Source organism: Leucobacter sp. CX169 (assembly GCF_017161405.1).
Classification (GTDB): Bacteria; Actinomycetota; Actinomycetes; order Actinomycetales; family Microbacteriaceae; genus Cx-87.
On sequence record NZ_CP071051.1, the window covers coordinates 207,657 to 224,280 of the forward strand.

14 protein-coding genes are annotated in these 16,624 nt (G+C 68.4%); 7 read left to right on the forward strand and 7 right to left on the reverse strand.

Annotation, left to right across the window (positions count from 1 at the left end; all coding sequences use genetic code 11):
* Positions 1–13 precede the first annotated feature (13 nt).
* The 6 genes from JW030_RS00920 to JW030_RS00945 form a co-directional block, all read right to left on the reverse strand.
* Positions 14–1,255, reverse strand: coding sequence for a D-alanyl-D-alanine carboxypeptidase/D-alanyl-D-alanine-endopeptidase (locus JW030_RS00920; protein ID WP_188046475.1), 1,242 nt, complete (start codon positions 1,253–1,255; stop codon positions 14–16).
* Positions 1,252–2,934 (reverse strand): ABC transporter ATP-binding protein, encoded by a 1,683-nt coding sequence (locus tag JW030_RS00925; protein ID WP_188046474.1) that lies wholly within the window; start codon positions 2,932–2,934, stop codon positions 1,252–1,254. Before JW030_RS00925 ends, JW030_RS00920 begins: the two co-directional genes overlap by 4 nt.
* Positions 2,934–3,842 (reverse strand): ABC transporter permease, encoded by a 909-nt coding sequence (locus JW030_RS00930; protein WP_188046473.1) that lies wholly within the window; start codon positions 3,840–3,842, stop codon positions 2,934–2,936. The genes JW030_RS00925 and JW030_RS00930 overlap by 1 nt, the downstream gene beginning before the upstream one ends.
* Before the next feature lie 14 nt (positions 3,843–3,856).
* Positions 3,857–4,921 carry an ABC transporter permease gene (locus tag JW030_RS00935; protein ID WP_188046472.1) on the reverse strand — a complete coding sequence of 355 codons (1,065 nt, stop codon included), beginning with the start codon at positions 4,919–4,921 and terminating at the stop codon, positions 3,857–3,859.
* 11 nt (positions 4,922–4,932) lie between these two features.
* Entirely contained in the window at positions 4,933–6,702 is a 1,770-nt protein-coding gene (locus JW030_RS00940; RefSeq protein WP_188046471.1) for an ABC transporter substrate-binding protein, read from the reverse strand.
* Between the two features lie 356 nt (positions 6,703–7,058).
* Entirely contained in the window at positions 7,059–8,180 is a 1,122-nt protein-coding gene (locus tag JW030_RS00945; protein WP_188046470.1) for a M20/M25/M40 family metallo-hydrolase, read from the reverse strand.
* Positions 8,181–8,272: 92 nt separating this feature from the next.
* Here JW030_RS00945 and JW030_RS00950 point away from each other — a divergent pair, with 92 nt between their 5' ends.
* The 6 genes from JW030_RS00950 to JW030_RS00975 are packed head-to-tail and all read left to right on the forward strand — an operon-like array spanning position 8,273 to position 14,077.
* A complete protein-coding gene (locus tag JW030_RS00950; RefSeq protein WP_188046469.1) occupies positions 8,273–9,130 on the forward strand; it encodes a GNAT family N-acetyltransferase in 858 nt (285 codons plus the stop codon).
* Positions 9,127–9,810 (forward strand): MurR/RpiR family transcriptional regulator, encoded by a 684-nt coding sequence (locus JW030_RS00955; protein WP_188046468.1) that lies wholly within the window; start codon positions 9,127–9,129, stop codon positions 9,808–9,810. Before JW030_RS00950 ends, JW030_RS00955 begins: the two co-directional genes overlap by 4 nt.
* On the forward strand, positions 9,807–10,970 hold the full coding sequence (gene menC, locus JW030_RS00960; protein WP_241095488.1) for an o-succinylbenzoate synthase: 1,164 nt from the start codon (positions 9,807–9,809) through the stop codon (positions 10,968–10,970). The genes JW030_RS00955 and menC overlap by 4 nt, the downstream gene beginning before the upstream one ends.
* Positions 10,967–12,073 (forward strand): dipeptidase, encoded by a 1,107-nt coding sequence (locus tag JW030_RS00965; protein WP_241095489.1) that lies wholly within the window; start codon positions 10,967–10,969, stop codon positions 12,071–12,073. The genes menC and JW030_RS00965 overlap by 4 nt, the downstream gene beginning before the upstream one ends.
* Positions 12,066–12,815: a type 1 glutamine amidotransferase gene (locus JW030_RS00970; RefSeq protein ID WP_188046467.1), complete on the forward strand. Its 750-nt coding sequence runs from the start codon at positions 12,066–12,068 to the stop codon at positions 12,813–12,815. The genes JW030_RS00965 and JW030_RS00970 overlap by 8 nt, the downstream gene beginning before the upstream one ends.
* Positions 12,812–14,077: an FAD-binding oxidoreductase gene (locus tag JW030_RS00975; RefSeq protein ID WP_188046466.1), complete on the forward strand. Its 1,266-nt coding sequence runs from the start codon at positions 12,812–12,814 to the stop codon at positions 14,075–14,077. Before JW030_RS00970 ends, JW030_RS00975 begins: the two co-directional genes overlap by 4 nt.
* Here the strand turns inward: JW030_RS00975 and JW030_RS00980 are convergent.
* Positions 14,074–14,778 carry a TetR/AcrR family transcriptional regulator gene (locus JW030_RS00980; RefSeq protein WP_188046465.1) on the reverse strand — a complete coding sequence of 235 codons (705 nt, stop codon included), beginning with the start codon at positions 14,776–14,778 and terminating at the stop codon, positions 14,074–14,076. The genes JW030_RS00975 and JW030_RS00980 overlap by 4 nt on opposite strands.
* A 177-nt stretch (positions 14,779–14,955) precedes the next feature.
* Here JW030_RS00980 and JW030_RS00985 point away from each other — a divergent pair, with 177 nt between their 5' ends.
* Positions 14,956–16,620 carry an amidohydrolase gene (locus JW030_RS00985; protein ID WP_188046464.1) on the forward strand — a complete coding sequence of 555 codons (1,665 nt, stop codon included), beginning with the start codon at positions 14,956–14,958 and terminating at the stop codon, positions 16,618–16,620.
* Positions 16,621–16,624 lie beyond the last annotated feature (4 nt).

Sequence of the window (16,624 nt, forward strand, 5' to 3'; positions counted from 1 at the left end):
TCAGGCTGGCCCGTTAGTCCGCGAGGACGATCGCGGCGTCCAACTCGAGCAGCGCGTCGCCGCGCAGGTGCAGCTGTGTGACGAAGTCGTCTACCGCCTGCTTCGCCTCGGAGTCGGGCGGCAGGTCGTCGCCCATCGCGAAGACCGCGAAGACCAGGTCCGTCCCGCCGACGGTGCGGACGATGCCGGCGAGTGAGTGCACACTTTCGATGTAGCCAGTCTTGCCGCGCACGGCGCCGGCGACGACCGCGTTGTCCCCGGTGAAGCGGGTCTTCGACAGGGTGCCTTCCGGCCCCGAGCGCGTGAGCCGGTCGTCTAGCATGCCCAGCACGCCCTCGCGCAGGCGAGCGCGCCGCAGCAGATCGGCGACGGTGGCCGCAGGCACCCTGATCCCGGCACTCAGTCCGGAACCGTCGAGCAGCTCCACGCCGTCGAGCGGGACACCGAACCGCGCGAGCTCGGCCTTGAGGGCCCGCTCCAGGCCGGCAAAGCTTGCGTCCTCGCCGGCAGCTAGCGCCGCGAGCCGAGCGAGCGCCTCCGCGAGCGCATTGTCCGAGCTGCGCAGCGTCTCGGTGACGAGCGCCTCGACGGGTGGCGACGACACCGAGGCGAGACACTCGGCTCCCGCCTCGGCGCGACCGCGCACGATTTCGGGGTCTCCGCCGAGCAGCGCCGCAAACTCGGCACCGGCGCGGCCGGCGGGGTCCGTGCTGCGGGGACTGTCATCAGCGACCGGATCCGCGCGGTCGCCGTCCGTTTGTAGTGCGGAGATGCGGGGGATGTATCCGCCGGGGTCGCGATCTTCCTCGAGCCACTGGTCCTCGCGCCACTCGCTCTCCGCGAAGAGGGAGTCGTCGAGCACGATACGGCTCGGCGGGGTACCGCCTAGCGCCGCAAGCGTCCGCGCGGCCAACTGGTCGAGCCGCGCGGGGGCGGGGTAGAAGGTCGCCCCGTCGCCGGGGACGCGGCTCAGCGTGACATCGCCCCCGCCGACGAGCACGATCTCGCCGGAACGGCTCCCGCGAAGCACGCGGGTCTCGATCCGGTGCGCGGGTCCGAGGGTGCTGAGCGCCGCGGCGCAGGTGATCGTCTTCATGACGCTCGCGGTCTCGCCGGGACGCCAGGCCGCGCGCTCGAGGAGCGAGCGGCCGCTATCGGCGTCGAGCACCTGGATGCGGCCGGCGCCCAGGCGCGGATCCTGTGCCTGCGCGCTGAGCGCGCTCAGCGCGTCCTGCGTCAGCTGGGGGGTGTTCATGCGCCGCTCCGTTCCGAGGCCTCTGGGGCGCCCATCGTGGGTACGGCAGCAAGGAGCTGCCGGGTGTAGTCGTGCTGGGGCGACAGGAGGACGTCCTCCGCATTCCCCGCCTCCACGATCTTGCCGCGGTGCATAACGAGCACCCGGTCCGCGATGTTCCAGGCCACGCCGAGGTCGTGGGTGATCACGAAGCAGCCGAGGCCCAAGTCCCGCTTCAGGCGCAGCAGAAGCGCCAGGATCTCGCCGCGGACGGAGGCGTCGAGGGAGGCCACCGGTTCGTCCGCGATGAGGAAGTCCGGCTCGAGCGCGAGGGCGCCCGCGATCACGACGCGCTGGCGTTGGCCGCCCGAGAGCTCCTTCGGGAGCTTGGTGAAGAAGCGCTCTGGCGGGTACAGCTCGGCTGCGAGCAGGGCTTGTCGCACGCGCTCGCGCTCGTCGCCGCCGAAGCCCTGGATGCGGATTCCCTCCGCGATGATCTCGTAGACCGTGTGCTTCGGGTTCAGCGCGGACATGGGATCCTGCAGCACAAACTGCACGCTGCCGCGATAATCTCGGAGATCGCGCGCCCGGCGGCTCAGCGGCTGACCGCGGTAGCGCACCTCGCCACTGCTCGGCGGTTGCAGCCCGAGCACAGTGCGCACCAGGGTGGTTTTGCCGGATCCCGACTGCCCCACGAGCACCGTGATCTCGCCCTCGCGGCAGCTCAGGTCGACCCCGTCCACTGCGGTGACGTTCCCGACCCTCGTGTGGAAGCTCACGGTGAGATCGTCGGTGCTCAAGATCTCGGCACCGACGCCCGAGGCGATCACTGGGAGTGCTGTGGTTTCTCCCGGCGCGCTCTGCTTGCGGCTTGCCGGGTTGAGGCGGCTCTTGGGATCGCCAATCACAGGCACCGCGTCGGTCAGGGCGCGCGTGTGGGGGTGTCGGGGGTTCGCCAGGATCTCGCGGGACGGTCCGGTCTCGACGATCTCGCCCTGGTACATGACCGCGATCTCGTCGCAGGTCCGCGCGAGCACGGAGAGGTCGTGGGTGATCATGAGCAGCGACAGGCCGCGTTCCTTGACGAGTTTTGTGAGCAGGTCGAGCACGCGCTCCTGCACGATGACGTCGAGTGCGGTGGTGGGCTCGTCGGCAATGATGATGTCGGGGTCGCACGCGAGCGCCATGGCGATCATCACGCGCTGCTTTTGCCCACCCGAGAGCTCATGGGGGTAGGCGTTGATGGTGTGGGGGAGCAGATCGACCTGCTCGAGCAACGCGAGGACCTGGGGCCGGTAGTCGTCCCGACCCGAGCGGCGGGCATTCGGGTCATGCAGCCGGATCGCCTCGGCGATCTGGCGCCCGACGCGCTGCACCGGGTTCAACGAGTGCATGGCCCCCTGGAAGATAATCGAGGCTTCGTTCCAGCGCACGGCCCGCACCTGGCCCCAGCTCAGCTCGTTCATGTCGTGATCGCCGACTCGGATGCTGCCGGAGACCGTGGCGCTGTCGGGGAGCAGACGGAGCGCCGACATGATGAGCGTCGATTTTCCGGAGCCGGACTCGCCCGCGATGCCGAGCGTGCCCTTTCGCGGCAGGGTGAGGTTGACGTGCTTCACGGCCGCGTAGTCGAGCGGCGCACCGTCGCTGTCGCGGGTGCGGTAGGAGATCGAGACGTCTTCGAACTGCAGCGCATACATTAGCGGTCTCCCAGAGTCGGGTTGACGACGGTTTCGAGCGCCCGGCTGACGAGCGTAAAGGCGAGCACCACGACGAGGATCGCGAGGCCGGGGGCGACAATGAGCCACCAGAATCCCGCCACCGCTGCGCCGCTGCCCATTGCCTGCTGGAGCATCGTGCCCCAGGAGATCCCGCCGCCGTTGATCCCGAGGAACGCCAGCGTCGCCTCAGAGATGATCGCGACGCCGACGGCGAGTGAGGTGTTGGCGAGCACGAGCGGCATTACTCCCGGGAGGATGTGCCGCCAGGTGATGTGCGCCTGCGACGCCCCGAGCGCCCGAGAACGCTCGACGTATCCGCGCGACTCGAGCGAGAGTGTCTGCGCCCGGATCATGCGGGCGGTGCCGGCCCACGAGGTCACGCCGATCGCAACGACGATCGTGAAGGTGCTCGATCCCAGCACCGCGCCGAGCACGATCGCGAGCACCAGCCCGGGAATTACGAGGAAGAAGTCGATCACGCGCATAATGACGGCCGATCGCCAGCCGCGCATGGTGCCGGCGAGCAGTCCCATCAACGTGCCGATGACCATCGACATGATCGTGGCGGCAATGCCGACCGTGAGCGAGGTGCGCGCGCCCCAGATGAGCAACGGCAGCACCGGGCGCCCGAGATGATCGGTGCCGAACCAAAACTCGGCCGACGGCGCTTCGAATGGCCTGCCCGGGGCCTTCGTCGGGTCGAGGACGGAGACGTCGGCGATGACCGGGGCGAAGACCGCGAGGAGCGTCACGATGACGAGCACCACGAGCCCGAGGAGACCTCCCGGCTGTCGCGCGAAGGCGCGCCAGTTGGCGCGGAACGCGTCCGCCCGCCGTCGGCGCGCGAGCTGCCGGGGGCTGGCAATTGCCACGGTTGCAGTGTCCATAGTCGTCTCGCCTCTCATGCTGCGCGCACCCGCGGGTCGATCGCCCGGTACAGGATGTCGGCGAAGAAGTTCATGAAGATCACGATCGAGGAGAACACGACGAACGTGCCCTGCAAGACCGGGAAATCGGGGCCCTGGATCGCCTGGAAGGTGAGGTATCCAAGCCCCGGCCACGAGAACACGGTCTCGACCGTGACAGCTCCGCTGATGAGCCCTGCGAGCTGCAGGAAGATCATGGTCACGGTCGGCAGGAGCGCATTCGGAAGCGCGTGTCGGCGCCGCACGAGGTCCTCGGGAAGGCCCTTGGCTCGCGCAGTGACGAGGTAGTCCTGCCCGAGTTCCTCGAGCAGTGAGGAGCGCATGATGAGGACGTACTGGGCGTACGAAGCGATCGAGAGCGCCAGGACCGGGAGCACCAGGTGGCGCGCGACATCGAGCACGTAAGCCCACCCGGTGTAGCCGGCGCCGACCGTGGTCATGCCGCTGCTCGGGAAGAGTCCCGTGCCCGAGAAGACGAGGAGGAGGAGGAGCCCGAACCAGAAGGTGGGCATCGACCAGAAGAACAGCGAGGTCCAGGTCGCGGAGCGGTCGAACCAGCCGCCCCGCTTCCACGCGGCACGCTGACCGACCCAGACCCCGATGCTGACGGTGAGGACCATCGAGACGCTCATGAGCAGAAGCGTCGGGCCGACATACTGCCCCATGAGCTGCGTCACGGGGGTGCGGAACACGAAGGAGTCTCCGAGGTCGCCTTTGAGAAGGCCGACGAGGTATTCCCAGAACTGGACCAGAATCGGGCGATCCAAGCCGAGCTGATCTCGCAACTGGGCAATCTGCTCGTTCGTGACCTGGCGGCCGCGGGTCAGCACGGCCACGGGGTCGCCGGGAAGGACCCGGAATGCGAAGAATCCGAGCACCACCACCATCAGGAGGCTCACTGCGGAGCCACCCGCCTTCACCAGGAGGTATCTCCAGGTGCTCCCGGTGTGCCGGACGTCCGCCGCCTCGTCGCTTGCGCGGGGAGAGTGCGGCGGTGCCCCGGTGTCGGGGGCGGTGGTGCTCGGATTCTCGCGATTCATTTCGGGCCTACCTACTTCCGGTCGTCGACGCTCTTCTTGCGACGAATCGCGAAGATGAGGCCGCCGGCGAGAACGACGGCAGCGATGCCGACGCCGATCGCTACCGCGGGGACCCCGGATCCGCCGTCGCCGGACTCGCCTTCGGCGCCCTTGATGGTGGCCTGAGCAATCGAGAATCGGTTGTTCGGCGAGCCGTTGACCACGAGCAGGTTGTCGAGGCGGTCGGAGTTGTAGGCGCCGAGCGCGTCGTCGTAGTAGAACATCGCGGTGTTGCCGTACTCGTAAATCATCGTCAGCGCTTCGGTGACGAGTTCCTTACGCTTCTCGGGATCGAGCTCGGTGTGCTGCGCCTCGAAGACCTTGTCGTACTCGGGGTCGCACATGCCCGACTGCGACGAGCTCGACACGCCGGGCTCGTCGGGCAGCGTGCTGCACACGTTGATCGAGAGCATGTAATCGGGATCCTGCGAGACGCCCCAGCCATCGATGTAGGTGTCGTAGTCACCCTTGGGGATCAGCTCGCCCATCTCGTCCCAGTTGGTGTTCTTCAGCTCCATCGCGATGCCGAGGTCCTTGAACCACGACTCAATGAACTCGGACGCCGCCGTGTTTGACGTGCTGCCGCCGTTGAACATCATGCGCAGCGTGATGGGGGCACCGTTCTTGTCGAGGCGGTTCCCGTCAGCGTCGGTGGTGTACCCGGCGGCCTCGAGCGACTTCTTTGCCTCTTCGACGCCCTGCGGGAGGGCGACGCCCTCGAGCTCGGTGAAGAACCCACCGGGGCTTCCCGGGGGCAGGATGGTCGGGCCCTCGCTGCCGAGGCCATTGATGACCTTATCGACGAGCACCTTGCGGTCGATCGCCTGGCCGATCGCCCGGCGGAACGCCTGGTCCTCGAGGACCGGGTTCTGCGTGCCGTAGGCCTCGCCGCCCGTCGTCTTCCAGCCACCGTTGAGCGTCAGGTTAAAGAAGTGCTTCGACTCCACCTGATAGGGCTCGATGCCGTCGACCGAAGCGAGTGAGTCGAACTGGGCAGAGTTGAGGCCGCCGAGCATGTCGATCTCGCCATTGCGCAGCGCGAGCACGGCGGCGTCGGTGTTCTTGAAGCCCACAATGTGCAGCTTGTCGACGCCCGTCGGGCCGTTCCAGTAGTGCTCGTTCGACTTCAGCGTGATCGAGGTGCCCTGCTTGTACTCCTCGATGATGAACGGGCCGCTGCCGACGACGTCCTCGGTGTTCGGGTATTCCTCGGGGTTGTCGATCTTCTCCCAGATGTGCTTGGGCACGATGGGCAGGATCCCGGGGTGCAGCGGGGTCGGGGCGGTGGTTTCGATCTCGACGGTCTTGTCGTCGACCGCGGTCACCGAGCTGATGTTTCCGACGGACTCGCCGTTGGCCACCTGCAGGGGCTTGCTCCCCATGACCGCCTCGTACGTCCAGACCACGTCGTCCGCGGTGACCGGCTCGCCGTCGGACCACGTCGCCTTGTCGCGAATGTGATAGGTCCAGGTGGTGTTGTCGACCGAGAAGTCGTCGGCCAGGATCCCGCCGTAATCGCCGGTCTCGTTGATGCCGGCGAGCGGCTGGTACTCGTAGTCCAGCACGATGAGCGCCTCGTTGAACACCGCGGTGAACGGGTTGAGGGTGTCGATCTCGTCCATTGAGCTCGAGAGGCGGAGCGAGGACTCGGTGGGTTCATCGGCGGCTTGTGCCGCGGAGAGGGGCGCGGCGATGATGGCGAGTGCCGCCGCCATGCCGACCAGAGCTTTCACTGTTTTCATACCGGATCTCCTTTAATGCGGTCGTGGTCAAACGGGTTAGTCAGAGTGATTCGGGGGCTGCGGGCCAGCGGGGTGGGGCGCGTGCGGACGGTCGGGGTCGGGCGGGCCACGTTGCTCCGCCTGGCTTGACCGTATTCGCGCATCGTCCACTCCATCATGACCGTGCTGATTCAAAGATATGAATCGTAATTTCTCGTACCGAGGTACCCTGATAGTAGGGTGCGCCGCGGCGGCTTGTATAGCTTTCTGGTGGTTTGGGCTCTCGTGATCGGCGTGTTATGGAGGGATCTTGTCGGTGCCGTGCCGGCCATCGCGTGAGGCGGCGCCCCGGCACTGATCCGGCCTTACGATTCGGATCATGGCATCAGCACCGCCACCAGGAGCTCGATGCGCTCGTGCAGCGAATCGATCAGGACGTGCTCGTTCTCGGCGTGAGCCCCGCCGCCTCGCGGGCCAAATCCGTCCAGCGTGGGGTGGCCGAGGGAGCCGAGCAGATTGGTGTCGCCGGCGCCGCTGGCCGGGCGCCCCTCGACGCGCTGATCGACGCGGAGCGCGGCAGCGCGAACCGTCTCGAGCAGCGCACGGTCCGCCGCGGAGGCCAACCACGCGGGCCGGTGGCTGAGCTGTTCGCAGTCGAAGGTCGCCCCGGAGCGGACCGGGGTCAGCGCGGCGATCGCCCGCAACACGTGTTCCTCGGTCGCCGGATCGCCGAATCTCAGGCCGATCTCGGCGCTTGCGCTGGCGGGTACGACGTTCGTGAGGGCACCGCCGCGGATGACACCGATGTTGCTGAGCACCGGCGAGGGAAGCTCGGGCGAGGCCGTGATCGCTCGGATGTGCAGGAGCTGATCAATGAGCTCGTCGATCGCTGATACCCCGAGTTCCGGGTCGAGCGCCGCGTGTGCGGCCCGTCCACCGGCCGTGAGCTTGATACGCGTGCTGCCGAGTCTGCCGATTTTGAAGGCCCCATCGGGGTGGGGGGACTCGAAGCCGAGGGCCGCCACAGTTCCGGCGCTGGCCTCTCGCAATACCGCCTGGCTGGTGGGGGAGCCCACCTCTTCGTCGCACACGAGAACGATCCGCACGGCGCGGTGTGGCGTCCCTGCGAGCCGAGAGAGCGCGGCGTGCATGACGACAATCCCGCTCTTCATGTCGTAGACCCCGGGGCCGGCGAGCTTGCCGTCCGTCTCGCGCCAGGGCATTGCCTCGGCGAGGGTTCCGACCGGCCACACCGTGTCGGTGTGGCCGACGAGGAGGAGGGGTTCGCCCACCCCGGGAGCGGTGATGATGAGGTTCGTCCCGGCGGAGGTCGGACGCAGCGTGACTTCGGCGCCGATCTCAGTGAAGTGCGAGGTGAGCACCTCGGCGATCCGCGCGCTCGCGGCGACATTCAGCGAGGGAGTCTCAATATGGACGAGTTCCCGCAGCAGGGAGACCGCGGCGGCGTTGCCACGTTTGCTCGATGCGTTGGTGTTCATGTTACGAAACGTATCTGACACTTGAATGTCTGGCAATAGCCCAATAACATTAGCCATCAAACGCCGATCATCCGATTTATAGGAAACATATAATGATCATTTCGTCCCCGGTGGGTGCCGCAATTGTCGCGCACCTCGACCCCGCCGGCGCGGGCGGAGCGTCGGGGCGCCCCGGGCTGATCGGCCGCGAACTCCTGAGGTTTGAGGACGTGCAGGCGGCCAACGAACTCTACGGCCGGGTGTTCGCGTACCAGGACCCCAGCTTCGCGCTGAACCCGAACCTGCTCTTCGCGCTGAAGGACAACGGTGGCTCGGTGGTCGGAGTATTCACGGCCGACGAGCGGCTTGTCGGCTTCGCCTACGGGTTTGCGGGGAAAGACGCCTCCGGGAGCGAGTACCACTATTCGCAGGCGACGGTAGTCGACCCCGAGTTCCAGGGCAAGGGCCTCGGCCGGCAGCTGAAGATGCTGCAGCGCCGGGTCGCCGAGCGTTGGGGGCACCGGAGCATGCGGTGGACCTTCGACCCAGTCCTGGTGCGCAATGGACACTTCAACTTCTCGACGCTCGGTGCGATCGGAACCGACTACCTCGCCGACTACTACGGGCGCCCGGGCACGGACCGTCTGCTGGCTGAATGGGCGCTCGGCACGGGTGCCGACCACGCGAGCGACCTGCGCGAAACTGCCGCGCCGCTGCTCGACCGCGGCAGCTGGGGCCAGGCGGTGCCGCAGGGCGAGGCAGTCTGGGTGCCGTTGCCCGCCGCGGCCGGCGCGGCCGAGCACCTGCGTACGCGCCTCGCGGACACGCTTCGCGCCCAGTTTGCGGCGGGACGGGTGATCATCGACTGTCGGCGGCTCGAACCCGAAACGACCGCGTACCTTTTCGTTCCGCGAACCGCGCTCGCCGCGGACCACCCTTCACCAGCAGTACCTCGACAGGAGCAATCATGAATTCGGATGAGAACGGTGACCTTGACCGCTCCCTCGTGTCACCCCGCGACCGGTTCGGCGAGCGATTTCGCACGAACCTTTCCGCGGAGGGCATTCAGGCGCGCGTCATCGAAAGCGAGGTTCGATCGCTGACGCAGACGCTCGATGAGCTCGCTGCGACGGGCGAGATGCCGCGGGCCGCCGCACTGATCCTGGGTGCTCGCCGCCGCTACATCGGCGGCGAAGGGAAGGCCGCGGCGTACGCGCAGCTGCTCAACGCGGACCTGTCGGCCACCCTGTCGAACGTCTTCCTCATTGACGGGCTCGGGCTCACCCCGATCACCGTGCTCACCGATGTGCGCTCGAGCGACGTCCTTGTGGTGTTCTCGATGCGCCGGTATCGCGAGGAGACGATCCGGCTCGGACGGCTTTTCCATGAAGCGGGTGGGCAGCTGGTGGTCATCACCGACAGCGAGGACGCGCCGCTCGCCCCCTATGCGAGTGTGCTGATCCGCGTGCACACCGGATCGGCCTCGTACGCCGACTCGCCGACCGCGGTGGCCGCGGTGTGTCACCTGCTCAGCACGTTGACGACGGCGAGTGCGAAGGGCGCCCGTCGGCGTCTCTCGATGCGGGACAAGTACGCCGCCGAACTCGGCCTGTATCGCCCCGATCCCGACCACGAGGTGCCGCAAGAATGACGCCGCCGATGCGGATCGATCGGGTGCGACTGTTCCTTTTGGAGCTGCCGCTCCTGCACAGCTTCCAGACGAGCTCGCACCGCAAGTCGGCCATTGCCCACGTGCTCGTCGAGCTCACGGACGCCGACGGGGCCGTCGGCTGGGGCGAGATCGCGTCGCCGAGCGACCCCTACTTCTGCGCGGAAACGACCGAGACCGCATGGGAGATCGCCACGCGCTACCTGGTCCCGGCCACGCTGGGCGCGGAGTGGAGTCGCCCTGAGGACTGCGACGCGGCGTTTGCGAAGGTGCGCGGGAACGAGTTCGCGCGGGCCGGCTTCGTCGGTGCCGCTTGGGATCTGCACGCACGCAGACGCGGCGTATCGCTCGCGGCGGCGCTTGGCGGCACCCGCACCGAGGTCGTCGCGGGGGTGTCTCTCGGAATTGAGTCGTCGATCGACGCCCTGCTCGTGCAGGTGGCGGCCCAGCTCGAGGCCGGGTACGGGCGCGTCAAGCTCAAGATCGCGCCGGGTTGGGACGTCGAGGTCGTCCGTGCCGTGCGCGCGGCCTTCCCCGGCATCGACCTCCACGTCGACGCGAACGGCGCCTACCCGCGCACCGCGGAGTCGACGGCGGTCTTCCGGACGCTCGACGAGAGTGCGCTCACCATGATCGAGCAGCCGTTCGGGGTGCGCGACTTCCTCGCCCATGCCGAGCTGCAGGGTCAGATTGATACGCCCGTCTGCCTCGACGAGTCGATCGTCGGGGTCGAGGACATCGAGACGATGCTGCGGCTCGACGCGGGACGAATCGTGAATATCAAGGTCTCCCGCATGGGCGGCTTGACCCAGGCGAAGCGGGCGCACGACGTCGCTGCCGCCGCCGAGGTGCCCGTGTGGTGCGGGGGCATGCACGAGTTCGGGGTGGGCCGGGCGGCCAACGTGGCAATCTCCTCCCTCCCGAACTTCTCGTTGCCGTCCGACGTATCGGGTTCCGATAAGTACTACGCGAGCGACATCGTCAGCCCGCCAGTGCGCGCCCTGGGCGGCCGAGTTCCGGTGCCCCGGGCCGCCGGCCTCGGGCACGAGGTGGACGTGGAGCGAGTGATTGAGTGGGCCAGTCGGAGCTTCGACTCGGCGGCGGTCGACGAGCTCTCGACGCAGCGCAGGGTCCGCTCGTGAGCGCACTGATACCCGTGATCGACGGACACAACGACCTGGCATGGGCCTGCCGGGAGCTGCGCGGCTACGCCACCGGCGGGCTCGACGAGTCGGTGCCGAGCCTGCACACCGACATCGCTCGCCTCCGGCTGGGCGGGGTCACCGGGCAGTTCTGGTCGGTGTGGGTCGACCCGGTGCTCGCGGGCGCCGAACAGGTGGTCGCGACCCTCGAGCAGATTGACTTCGTGCAGCGGCTGATCGACGCGTACCCGGAACACCTGCGATCGGCGCGGACCGCCGCCGAGGTGCGCGCGGCGATGCGCGACGGGCGTATCGCGTCGCTCATCGGGGTCGAGGGCGGGGAACAGCTCGGCGGCTCCCTCGCCGTGCTGCGCCAATACGCGCGACTGGGCGCCCGGTATCTGACCTTGACCTGGTCGCGGACGACCGGGTGGGCAGACTCCGCGACCGACGAGTCGCGACACGGTGGCCTGTCCGACTTTGGCAGAGCGGTGGTGCGCGAGATGAATCGCGTGGGCTTGCTGGTCGACCTCGCCCACGTGGCCCCGGCGACGATGCGTCACGTGCTGGCGGAAAGCCGGCGCCCGGTGATCGTCAGTCACTCCGGGGCGTGGGAGCTGTGCAAGCACCGCCGTAATGTGCCCGACGACGTGCTCGCGCTGATTGGCGCGTCCGGGGGTGTCGTCATGGTCGCCTTCGTGCCCTCGTTCCTCACGGAAGCGCGACGGCAGTGGGTCGAGGCGGGAGAGGCTGGCGATCCGCCACACGTGGGGGTCGCGGACGTCGCGGACCACCTCGATCACATCCGCGAGGTGGCCGGGCCGCAGGCGGTCGGCATCGGCGCGGACTACGACGGAACCGACTCGATGCCCGACGGGCTCGGCGACGTGTCCGGGTACCCGGCGCTGTTCGCGGAGCTCCGCGGCCGAGGCTGGTCGGAGGACGAGCTGCGCGGCCTGGCCAGCGAGAATGTGCTGCGCGTGCTGGAGCGCGCCGACCCGGACTACGAGGCCTTCCTCGCCGGGAGGGCCGGCGAACCGGAACCGGCAGCGATTGTTCCGGCCGTCGATACAACAATGAAACTGGAGAGAAGACTTGCCTAACGCGCCCCGCATTCTTGTTGTGATCAACCACCCGGACTCGGGCCCCCGGAGGCTGGGCACCTGGCTCTCGGACGCGGGCGCCGATGTGCACGAGGTGTTTGGCGGGGACGGCCTGCCCGCGGGCCTCGCGGGTTTTGATGGGCTGGTGCTGCTCGGTGGCGGGTTCATGCCGGACGACTACGCGCACGCACCGTGGTTGGTGCAGGAGCGGGCACTCGTGCGCGAGGCGATCGATCGGGACCTTCCCACGCTCGGCATCTGCCTCGGGGCGCAGGTCATCGCTGACGTCGACGGGGGTGAGGTGCGCGCAAACTACGGTCCGAAAGAGCGCGGCAGCACTGTCATTCGCCCGACCGCGCGAGGTCGCGAAGACACGCTGTTCGTCGGCTTTGGCGCTGCGGCCCCCATGATCGAGAATCACGAGGACATGATCACTCGGCTGCCCGAGTCGGCGGTCCTGCTCGCGTCGAGCGACGCGGTCGAGAACCAGGCCTTTCTCATCGGCGCGCACGTGCGCGGGGTGCAGTTCCACCCAGAGGCTGGCGCCGCGAACCTCGCGAATTGGGACGACGCGGCGCTCGGAGAAGAGGGCTTCGACCGGGCCGAGATGATCCGTGAAGCCCTGGCCGTGGACGACGAGAACACCGTCGCCAGCCGTGCTCTCGTCGAGGCGTTCGCCGCGGAGGTCCGCGCCGCCTCGCTGCTCGAAGCCGCGCGGCCAACACGCGGTGCCGCCTCGTGACGGGCCAGCATGTGATCGTCGTGGGCGGCGGCCTGATTGGTCTGTGCTCCGCTTACAGTCTGCTGCGCGACGGGCACCAGGTCACGATCGTCGAGCGGGACCGGCTCGGCAGCGGCGCCGCGACCGGCAACGCCGGCGAGCTCACTCCGCAGCAGGTGGCCCCCCTCGCCTCGCCGAACACTGCGAGGGACGTCATTGCGGGCGTGTTTACGCGCTCGTCCTACCTCTCGATCTCGGCGCTCGCGCTGCCCCGCCTGGCCGGCTTTGGCCTCGGGTTCCTGCGCTCCTCAGGCCGGGTGCGGGCGCGTGCGGGTGCCGTGGCGCTCGCGCAGTTCTCGGACGGGCTGCTGCCGGCGTTGCACCGGATGGCCGCGGACGGTATCGACACCTCCGGCGGTGGCGACGGCTTTCTGATGACCAGCTCGAACGAGGGGATCCTGCTCGCGGGGCACGCGTCGTACCGGGCGCGCGCGGCGAACGGGTGGGGGACCGCGCCCGGCGAGATCCTGCGGGGTGAACAGCTTGCCGCGCACGAGCCCGCGCTCCAGCCCGGGGTGACTGGCGGGTTCATGCTGCCGGGGGAGTTCTCGCTCGACCCCGTCACCTTTACCGCGAGCATGATCGCGCACGTTCAGGCGGCCGGCGCCCAGGTGCGCACCGGACTCGAGGCCCGCCGGCTCGGCGCTGGCGCGAGCGTGGTGTGCATGGACCGGACGGGCGCCGAGGTGACCGTCTCGGGCGACCGGGTCGTCGTGGCGGCAGGGGCGTGGACAACTCCGATCCTGCGCCGCTCCGGCATCCGCTCGGCCCCCGTCGTCTCGGGGAAGGGGTACAGCTACACCGTGCCGGTCGCCCAGCTGCCACGCACCCTCATCCACGCGATGGACCTCCACTGCGTCGCGATTCCGATGCACGGGCGACTGCGCATCGTCGGCATGATGGAATTCGACGGCCACCCCACGCGACTCAACCCGGCGCGCATTGAGGTGTTGACGCGGTTTGCGTCGAAGCTGGTCGCTGACGCCGACTGGGGTGCCCGCACCGAGGAGTGGGTCGGTGCCCGCCCGATGACCGCCGACGGGATGCCCCTGCTGGGCGCCGTGGCGGGCCGGCCCGAGGTGATCGTGGCTACGGGGCACAACATGCACGGGCTCTCGCTCGGACCGGTGACCGGGGAGGTTGTCGCCTCGCTCATCGCCGGCCGAGCCGTCGAGAGTGGCGGCCGCCCCATCGACCTGAGCCCCTTCGCGGTGCGGCGCTAGCCGGCCGCGAGGTGCTCGGCCGAGCGGATCACCGACTCGACACCCCGAACGAAGATCTCGCGATCGTCGAGCCCGTTGAGCTGCGCGGTGAGCTCCATGATGCGCGGGTGCAGCCGCGGGTCGCCGAGCACCGGGCCGTCGAACCAAGGCGAGTATTCAAGGTCCCCGCCGCGGTGGGCAAAGTGACCCTCGGCGCGCGCGCGGGCGATGCCGGACGCGGTGGAGAGCACGTGTGAGGACAAGAGCGCGTAGTGCTGGACGACCTCATCGGGGTCGAGCCCTGCCTCGGTGAACGCATCGAGCATGAGCTCGATCGCGGCGAGTTCGCCCGGGCCGTGCGTGGTGAGCACCATCGCCTCAGCGGCGATCGCCGGATGGGTGCAGAACTCGACGAGAGTGGCATTGGCAAGCTGGCGCAGCCGGTCCTGCCACTCGCTGGGCGGCGCGGTCACCGCGGCCAAACTACGCAGGCTGAGCTCATCGAGCAGCGCCTCCATGAGCTCGCCCTTGTTGCGGAAGTGCCGGTAGATCGCCGTGGGGTCGACCCCCAGGTGGGCGCCGAGCGCCTTTGCGGAGAGCCTGATGGATCCTGAGCTCGCCGTGACTTCGAGGGCCGCGGCGATGATCGAGGCGGCGTCGAGGCGCACCTTGGTGGCTCCCGGCGAGGGCTGTTCCTGCAAGGCGGTGGTGTCGAGTGCCATCGTGTCTCCTTCTCGCGCAACGTTGCACGTCAATCGTGGCACAGAGTGTGGGCGAACTTCCTCACACCTGATTACCCTCAAGATTACGGTTCGCACACGAGTTGTCAATTACGTTGACAAGCAGATTGTTTTCTGGTTACGCTCACGACATCTGTTCAACGATGAAATGAGACGACAATGGCTGTCGATGTGCTGTTCACCGGAGGCGAAGTGTTCGCCGGGTCCGGACTGCCGCTGAAGGGTGTCGCGGTCGGTGTGACTGCCGGAACCATCGTCGCGGTTGTCCCCGAAAACGAGGCCGACGGGCTCGTCGGCCCGGACACCACCCGGGTCGATCTCGCCGGGAAGCTGCTCGCCCCGGGCTTCCAGGACGCGCACATTCACCCCGTCGGCGGCGGCGTCGAAATGCTGCAGTGCGACCTCACCGGTGGCGAAAGCGCCGACGAAGCGGTCGCGATCGTCGCCGCGTACGCCACGGGGAACCCCGACGAGGAATGGATCCTCGGCGGCGGCTGGTCGATGGACCACTACCCGGGCGGGGCGCCGACCCGCGCCCTCCTCGACGCGATCGTTCCCGATCGCCCCGTGCTCGTCTCGAGCCGCGACCACCACAGCGCCTGGGCGAATACCGCCGCGATCCGCCTGGCGGGCCTCGACGCCACCACGCAGGATCCTGCCGATGGGCGGATCGAGCGCGAGGCGGACGGTTTCCCCGCAGGCACCTTCCACGAGGGCGCGATGGAGCTCTTCGCTGAGGTGCGCCCACAGACGAGCGACGAGCTCGCGTACCGCGGCCTGCTCCGCGCGCAGCAGGAACTGATCGCGCTCGGAATCACCGGCTGGCAGGACGCCATGCTGGGGGAGAATGGCCCCGGCCTGGGCGGCATCGAGGCCTACGAGCGCGCGATCAAGGAAGACACGCTGCTCGTTCACGTCGTCGGATCGCAATGGTTCGACCGCGAGGGCGGGCTCGAGCAGATCGACGCCATGCTGCGTCGCCGAGACGAGCGCGGCGCGAGCGGCACGGCTGACCGTTTCCAGCTGGGCACCACCAAGATCATGGTCGACGGCGTTGCCGAGAACTTCACCGCGTCGATGATCGAGCCCTACCGCGACGTCGACGGGCACGACACGTGCAACCACGGCATCTCCTTCATCGACCCGGAGATCCTGCGCGAGGCCGTCACCCGCCTCGACGCCGCGGGTATGCAGGTCCACTTCCACGCTCTCGGCGACAAGGCAGTGCGCGACGCGCTTGACGCGGTCGGTGCGGCGCGTGCGGCGAACGGCCCAAGCGACGGCCGTCACCACCTCGCCCACCTGCAGGTGGTGGCGGAGGCCGAGGCCCCGCGATTTGCCGAGGTTGACGCGGTCGCGAACCTCCAAGCGCTCTGGGCGACGCACGAAGACCAGATCGACACCCTCACCCTGCCGTTCATGCAGGAGGGGGCGGTCGCCCGCCAGTACCCGTTCGGAGACCTCGTGCGCGGCGGCGCCCGCCTTGCCGCCGGCAGCGACTGGCCGGTGTCCTCGGCCGACCCGCTGCTGGCCATCCACGTCGCGGTGAACCGCGTCGTCCCCGACTACGACGCCGGCCCGCTCGGCGGCGAGCACCAGCGCCTCGACCTCGCGACGGCGTTCGCCGCGTACACGTCGGGATCCGCCTACGTGAACCACCGCGATCACGACACCGGCTATGTCCGTGAGGGCTATCTCGCGAACCTCGTGGTCATCGAGCCCAACCCGTTCGCCCTCGCCGACGAGGACCTGCACACCGCGCAGATCGACTCGACGTGGATCGCCGGAGCCCCTGTTTTTACCCGTACCGCCTCACTCAGCTAGGAGC

Excerpts from the sequence above, each read along its gene's own strand:
- JW030_RS00930 (WP_188046473.1), bottom strand. The coding sequence starts at position 3,842 with ATGGACACTGCAACCGTGGCAATTGCCAGCCCCCGGCAGCTCGCGCGC.
- JW030_RS00935 (WP_188046472.1), bottom strand. The coding sequence starts at position 4,921 with ATGAATCGCGAGAATCCGAGCACCACCGCCCCCGACACCGGGGCACCG.
- JW030_RS00925 (WP_188046474.1), bottom strand. The coding sequence starts at position 2,934 with ATGTATGCGCTGCAGTTCGAAGACGTCTCGATCTCCTACCGCACCCGC.
- JW030_RS00940 (WP_188046471.1), bottom strand. The coding sequence starts at position 6,702 with ATGAAAACAGTGAAAGCTCTGGTCGGCATGGCGGCGGCACTCGCCATC.
- menC (WP_241095488.1), top strand. The coding sequence starts at position 9,807 with ATGACGCCGCCGATGCGGATCGATCGGGTGCGACTGTTCCTTTTGGAG.
- JW030_RS00945 (WP_188046470.1), bottom strand. The coding sequence starts at position 8,180 with ATGAACACCAACGCATCGAGCAAACGTGGCAACGCCGCCGCGGTCTCC.
- JW030_RS00985 (WP_188046464.1), top strand. The coding sequence starts at position 14,956 with ATGGCTGTCGATGTGCTGTTCACCGGAGGCGAAGTGTTCGCCGGGTCC.
- JW030_RS00950 (WP_188046469.1), top strand. The coding sequence starts at position 8,273 with ATGATCATTTCGTCCCCGGTGGGTGCCGCAATTGTCGCGCACCTCGAC.
- JW030_RS00955 (WP_188046468.1), top strand. The coding sequence starts at position 9,127 with ATGAATTCGGATGAGAACGGTGACCTTGACCGCTCCCTCGTGTCACCC.
- JW030_RS00920 (WP_188046475.1), bottom strand. The coding sequence starts at position 1,255 with ATGAACACCCCCCAGCTGACGCAGGACGCGCTGAGCGCGCTCAGCGCG.
- JW030_RS00980 (WP_188046465.1), bottom strand. The coding sequence starts at position 14,778 with ATGGCACTCGACACCACCGCCTTGCAGGAACAGCCCTCGCCGGGAGCC.